The 5,956-nt window shown below is 67.0% G+C and carries 7 protein-coding genes; 1 reads left to right on the top strand and 6 read right to left on the bottom strand.

What is annotated here, in order from left to right; translation table 11 throughout:
- Both H3O04_RS33400 and H3O04_RS33395 read right to left on the bottom strand, forming a co-directional pair.
- Positions 1-1,237: hypothetical protein (locus H3O04_RS33400; RefSeq protein ID WP_237666523.1), on the bottom strand; the 1,237-nt coding region annotated here is incomplete at its 3' end.
- Positions 1,238-1,341: 104 nt separating this feature from the next.
- A complete protein-coding gene (locus tag H3O04_RS33395) occupies positions 1,342-1,512 on the bottom strand; it encodes a rubredoxin (RefSeq protein ID WP_004186709.1) in 171 nt (56 codons plus the stop codon).
- Positions 1,513-1,767: 255 nt separating this feature from the next.
- Between H3O04_RS33395 and H3O04_RS33390 the strand changes: the two genes are divergently transcribed.
- Entirely contained in the window at positions 1,768-2,634 is an 867-nt protein-coding gene (locus H3O04_RS33390; protein WP_011544733.1) for a hydroxymethylpyrimidine/phosphomethylpyrimidine kinase, read from the top strand.
- 146 nt (positions 2,635-2,780) lie between these two features.
- Here the strand turns inward: H3O04_RS33390 and groL are convergent, their stop codons facing one another.
- The 4 genes from groL to H3O04_RS33370 all read right to left on the bottom strand — a co-directional run.
- Positions 2,781-4,421 (bottom strand): chaperonin GroEL, encoded by a 1,641-nt coding sequence (groL, locus tag H3O04_RS33385; RefSeq protein ID WP_006476740.1) that lies wholly within the window; start codon positions 4,419-4,421, stop codon positions 2,781-2,783.
- Between the two features lie 46 nt (positions 4,422-4,467).
- Positions 4,468-4,761 carry a co-chaperone GroES gene (gene groES / locus H3O04_RS33380; protein WP_004186661.1) on the bottom strand — a complete coding sequence of 98 codons (294 nt, stop codon included), beginning with the start codon at positions 4,759-4,761 and terminating at the stop codon, positions 4,468-4,470.
- Positions 4,762-5,154: 393 nt separating this feature from the next.
- Positions 5,155-5,667, bottom strand: coding sequence for an SRPBCC family protein (locus tag H3O04_RS33375; protein ID WP_202589315.1), 513 nt, complete (start codon positions 5,665-5,667; stop codon positions 5,155-5,157).
- A 44-nt stretch (positions 5,668-5,711) separates the two neighbouring features.
- On the bottom strand, positions 5,712-5,956 hold a 245-nt coding region (locus tag H3O04_RS33370), incomplete at its 5' end, for a sigma-E factor regulatory protein RseB domain-containing protein (protein ID WP_272929912.1).

Raw genomic sequence — 5,956 nt, 5'->3', positions numbered from 1 at the left:
CACGCTCGGTCTGGCGTGGCGCCGCGCGGCGCACGGCGTGCCGCTCGCCGACGGCGGCCTCGATGCGCACCGCCACGCGTCCGACATGCTGCGCGCGGCGCCACGCCAGACCGAGCGTGTCGGCCAGCAGCGCCGCGTGACCGAGCCCGAGCGCGCACGCGGCCGTGCCGACCCGGTAGGCGGCGGCGGACGCATGCCACGCGGCGCCCGGGTCGGCCGCGGCCGGGTTGGCCGCAAGGTCGGCCATCGATGCATCGGCAGTCTGCAGGAAATCCTCATAGGCATGCGCGTTGACGGTCACGACGCCGAGCGCGCGGGTCGGCGCGGCGGTGACCGCCTCGTGCTCGGCCCGCGCGGCATCGGCCTCCCACAAGGCTTCGGAGGCGGGCGTGCCGGCCACGTGCCAGTCGACCGTCAATCCGTAGTCGTGCAGCACGTCGACGAGCGCGACGTCCTCGGCCGCGGCGCCGAACAGCGCGAAATCGCGCCACAGCAGCGCCACCGTCTCGCGCACCAGTTCGGGCGGCGCGCCGCGCCGGCCCTGCGCGTGTTCGCCGAGCAGCAAGTTGGTCCGCGCGAGAAAGCGCTTCAGTTCGGGCGCGCCGCTTGCGCGCAGCGCGCGCACGCACGCGGCCGCGAGCCGCCAGAAATCGTACGGCCCGTCGTCAGTGAGCGCGGCCAGCATCGCGTCGAGTTCGTCGAGCGCCGCACCCGGCGTGCCGGGCTCGGCACGCAGCAGGCCGAGCAGCGCCTGCTCGTAGCGAGCACGAATCCGGGTCGCGAATGCATCGGGCAGCGCGCGCAGCGTGGCAGGCGGCACCGCGCGGCCGACCAGCGCGAGCGCATCGAGCGGCGCGCTCGTGCGCAGGTCGGCGGCGCTTTGCGCGCGCAACGCACGGAAATGCTCGAAGAGAACGGGCGAGCACGCAAGCTCGCGCAGGTTGTGACGGCCGACCGCCGCACGGAAATCGCGCAGCGCGGCACGCCAGCCGGCCGAGGTCGGCTCGGTGGCGAGGAGCGGCACGGTGGCCGACAGTTGCCCGGCGAACCGCGCGGCCGGCAGCCAGCCGGCTTCCGCCAGCACCGCCGCGGCCGCGGCAAGCGGCGCCGCTGCATCGTCGCGCCGCTCGAATGCGTCGGCGGCCGCCGCCAGCCATGCGTCGGCCGCGCGCACGGCCCCGCCACGCGGGTTGGGCAATGCGTCAGGGTAGGGAACGTTCGCCGGATCGGACGTCATGGACACGCGCGCCTGTCATCGTCAAGTCGCTCGCGCGAGCCGCGGCGCGCAAGCGCCGGGCCGGTGCGAGGCCTGAGCGGAGTGTCCGTGGGCGCGGAGCCCGGTCAGATCTGGACCATCTCGAAGTCTTCCTTGCGGGCGCCGCATTCGGGACACGTCCAGTTGATCGGGACGTCTTCCCAGCGCGTGCCCGGGGCAATGCCCTCTTCCGGCAGCCCGGCTTCTTCGTCGTAAATCCAGCCACAAATCAGGCACATCCAGCTCTTGTATTCCATCTTAAGCCGCGTCGGGGAAAAGTCGGTAAATTCGGGAGCCATGATGGTACCGTGTCGGGGCCGGACTGCCTAGCAATCGCGCTGGAGGACGGCAACTACGTTGCGCTGCGCTAAAAAATCCGTCGTACCGGCCGGATTCCACCGCATAATGGTTGAAAAGTGCGGCCTGCCGGGCAACACAGGGCCGAACCCGCCCATTCGCCTCGCCGTCCGCATGTCCGTCGCTCGTCCGTTTTTCTCTTGCCCCATTTTTACATGTCCAGCAACGCCCCTCCGATCGTCCTCACCTTCGGCCTGTCCGATCCCACCGGCGGCTCCGGCCTCCAAGCCGATCTGATGACCCTGGCGAGCATGGGCTGTCACGGCGTGTCCGTCCTGACCGGCTATACCGTGCGCGACTCGGCCGCCTGCGATGAAGTCACCGGCCTCGACCCCGATGTCGTCGCCGCGCAGGCGCGCATGCTGCTCGAAGACATGCCGGTTGCCGCGTTCAAGATCGGCGCGGCGACGCGCGCGGAAGTCGTCAGCGCGATCGCCGAAGTCGTCGCCGACTACGACGGCGTGCCGCTCGTGCTCGCGCCGGACTTCACGCTCGACGATGAACACGTACTCGCCGCCGATGACCTGCGCGAATCGATCGCCGACCTGCTGGCGCCGCAAACCACGTTGCTGGTCGCCGACCACGCGACGCTGATCGCGCTCGCACAGCCGGACGGCGATGCCGAGGCGCCGAATCTCGACGCGGCCGTGTCGCACCTGCTGTCGCAGGGCTGCGAATACATCCTGTCGTCGGAAACCGGTTCGCACCGGCTCGTCAATACGCTGTACGGCGAGGAAGGCCAGCTTCGCGAAGACATGTGGGATCGCTCGCCGCACCGGCTGATGGGCATCACCGATACACTGGGCGCGGCCATCGCGGCGCTGCTCGCGAACGGCCAGGAGCCGCCCGAAGCCGTGCGCGAGGCGCAGGAATACCTGTACCAGGCCGTGCGCGACGCGTTCCGGCCCGGCATGGGCGCGTACCTGCCCGACCGGTTCTTCTGGGCGCGCAGCAACGACGAGTCCGACACGCCGCCGGCCGTGAAGGCCGACCCGGTGCCGAGGACGTCGCACAGGCATTGAGTTGCGCGCGGCGGGCAGGCCCCGCCGCCACGAACGGCGCGCCGAATTCCACGTGCAAATAAAAAAAGACCCGCATCGCTGCGGGTCTTTTCTTTTGGCTGGAACGCACATCGCTGCGCGCTCCGGACACCATCGACCGAAGTCGATTACATGTCCATGCCCATGCCGCCCATGCCGCCCGGCATGCCGCCCGGCATCGGTGCGTCTTCCTTCGGCAGTTCTGCGACAGCTGCGTCCGTCGTCAGCAGCAGGCCAGCAACCGAAGCTGCGTTCTGCAGTGCGGTGCGCGTGACCTTGGTCGGGTCGACGACGCCGGCTTCAACCATGTCGACGTACTCGCCCGTTGCCGCGTTGTAGCCGTAGTTGCCCTTGCCTGCAGCAACTGCCGCCACCACGACGCTGGCTTCTTCGCCGCCGTTCGTGACGATCTGGCGCAGCGGCTCTTCCATTGCGCGCAGCACGATCTTGATGCCGGCGTTCTGGTCGGCGTTCGCGCCGGTCAGGCCTGCGATCGCGGTACGAGCGCGGATCAGCGCGACGCCGCCGCCTGCCACGATGCCTTCTTCCACAGCTGCGCGGGTTGCGTGCAGTGCGTCTTCGACACGTGCCTTCTTTTCCTTCATTTCGACTTCGGTCGCAGCACCGACCTTGATCACTGCAACGCCGCCTGCCAGCTTGGCCACGCGCTCTTGCAGCTTTTCACGGTCGTAGTCCGACGTCGCTTCTTCGATTTGCGCGCGCACTTGCTTCACGCGTGCTTCGATGTTCACGGCTTCGCCTGCGCCGTCGATGATCGTCGTGTTTTCCTTGCCCACTTCGATGCGCTTCGCCTGGCCCAGTTCTGCCAGCGTTGCCTTCTCGAGCGTCAGGCCGGTTTCTTCCGCGACGACTTGACCGCCGGTCAGGATCGCGATGTCTTCCAGCATCGCCTTGCGACGATCGCCGAAGCCCGGCGCCTTGACCGCAACGGTCTTCAGGATGCCGCGGATGTTGTTGACGACCAGCGTCGCGAGTGCTTCGCCTTCGACGTCTTCTGCGATGATCAGCAGCGGACGGCCAGCCTTCGCGACTTGCTCGAGCACCGGCAGCAGATCACGGATGTTCGACACCTTCTTGTCGTGCAGCAGCACGAACGGGTTGTCGAGGACGGCGACTTGCTTGTCCGGGTTGTTGATGAAGTACGGCGACAGGTAGCCGCGATCGAACTGCATGCCTTCGACGACGTCGAGCTCGTCGGCCAGCGACTTGCCGTCTTCGACGGTGATCACGCCTTCCTTGCCGACCTTGTCCATCGCTTCAGCGATGCGATCGCCGATCGACGAATCGCTGTTCGCCGAGATCGAGCCGACCTGTGCGATTTCCTTGTTGGTCGTGCACGGCTTGCTGATCTTCTTCAGCTCTTCGACAGCCGCTGCGACTGCCTTGTCGATGCCGCGCTTCAGGTCCATCGGGTTCATGCCCGATGCGACGTACTTCATGCCTTCGCGAACGATCGATTGCGCGAGGACGGTTGCCGTCGTCGTGCCGTCGCCTGCGTTGTCACTGGTCTTGGAAGCGACTTCCTTGACCATTTGCGCGCCCATGTTCTGGAGCTTGTCCTTCAGCTCGATTTCCTTCGCGACCGACACACCGTCCTTGGTGACCGTCGGGCCGCCGAAGCTGCGCTCGAGCACGACGTTGCGGCCCTTCGGGCCCAGCGTGACCTTGACTGCGTTGGCGAGAATGTTCACGCCTTCGACCATCTTCGAACGGGCGGAATCGCCGAATACGACGTCTTTAGCTGCCATCTTCTAACTCCTTGAATTCTTGGGAATATGTACCGTCGGAGGACGCTTACTTGGCGTTGACCACGGCCATGATGTCTTCTTCGCGCATGACCAGCAGTTCCTGGCCGTCGACCTTCACGGTCTGACCTGCGTACTTGCCGAACAGGACACGATCGCCGACCTTCACGTCGAGCGCGATCGGGGCGCCCTTGTCGTCGCGCTTGCCCGGGCCGATCGCCAGGACTTCGCCCTGATCCGGCTTTTCAGCAGCGGCGTCGGGGATCACGATGCCCGAGGCGGTCTTGGTTTCCTGATCCAGGCGCTTGACGATCACGCGATCGTGCAAAGGACGAAGGTTCATATTCACTCCTCTCTTGACTGAGATTGAAGAACGCTTAGGGAATCTGCCCGGCTTATCGCCCGGCAGAGAATTGTTAGCACTCTCGTGCAGCGAGTGCTAATTATATGGACGGGTTTTGACAAATTCAAGAAGGGGAACCAGAGGAATTTTCGAGGCGGCGACGCGGCGGGAAAAACCCACGAAATCAGCAAAAAACCCTTTTAAAACAATACCCTGTCGAGCGCAACCACCCCCACAGACGGGCCCGTGCGGCCCGCGCCGCTCATCCAGCCCCGTTTGGACACCGGGTAAGCCCGGAGTTCCTGAGACCGGTGACATCGCATCGAAAAAACCGTGCGGACGCCGATTTCGTCTGCCGCGACGTGCTCGTTCGCCGGCGTCGCCGGGCCGCTTTCACGCGTCGGCGCAGTCCGCGTCCGGCAGCGGCCGGAAGGTCCGGCCCTCCGTCTCGACGGTCGTGGCCAGCCGCCGCGCGAGCCCCTTCGCGCCCTCGCGCATCACGACGTCGTGATTCCATCGGAACAGCGGCCGTGCCAGCGGCTCCAGCCAGTTCATCCAGCCATGCGTGCGGATGTGCCAGTCGTAGCGCACGACGGTGCGCGCGCCGGCGGCGGCGAACGACCAGCGTCCGTCGCCCTCGATCGCGCCGCTCGCATGGCCTTCGAGCACATGCGGCCGCTCGACGCGCCGCACGCGCATGTCGAAGGTCAGCCGGTAGGGCAGCGCGCCCTTCCATGTATACCGGTGCAAGGCGCCGACGCCGCGCGCGTCGCCCGGCTCGAGCTCGACGGTACGCATGGCGCCCTTCCACCAGTCGGGCCAGCGGTCGACCTGATAGATCGCATCCCAGACCGCCGCGAGCGGCGCATCCACCCGCCAGGTCGTCGAAAACCGGTATTCCGCCATGCAGCCTCCGGCACGCGCGTTCGGGAACGCGGATCGGCGCGCCGTCAGGGCGCGAAGAAACGCTCGGGAAACGCGACGTCGATCTCCACGTCGTCGAGCGTCACGGTTTCGAGCGGCACGTCGTCATCGTCGGCGTAGCTGACGACCTTCAGCGGAAAACCGTCCGCGGCGTCGAGCCACAATCGGTAACGATGCACGCCGTCGACCGCGTGCGCGGGCGCGCCCGTGACCAGCACGCGCTGAGCGGTCCGGCCGCCGACGGCTTCCTCGCCTTCGATCACCGTCGCGC

Source organism: Burkholderia sp. KCJ3K979 (assembly GCF_016759955.1).
GTDB classification, from domain to species: domain Bacteria; phylum Pseudomonadota; class Gammaproteobacteria; order Burkholderiales; family Burkholderiaceae; genus Burkholderia; species Burkholderia orbicola.
Note: the sequence above shows the minus strand (reverse complement) of the source record. Positions and strands in the feature narration are given on the sequence as shown.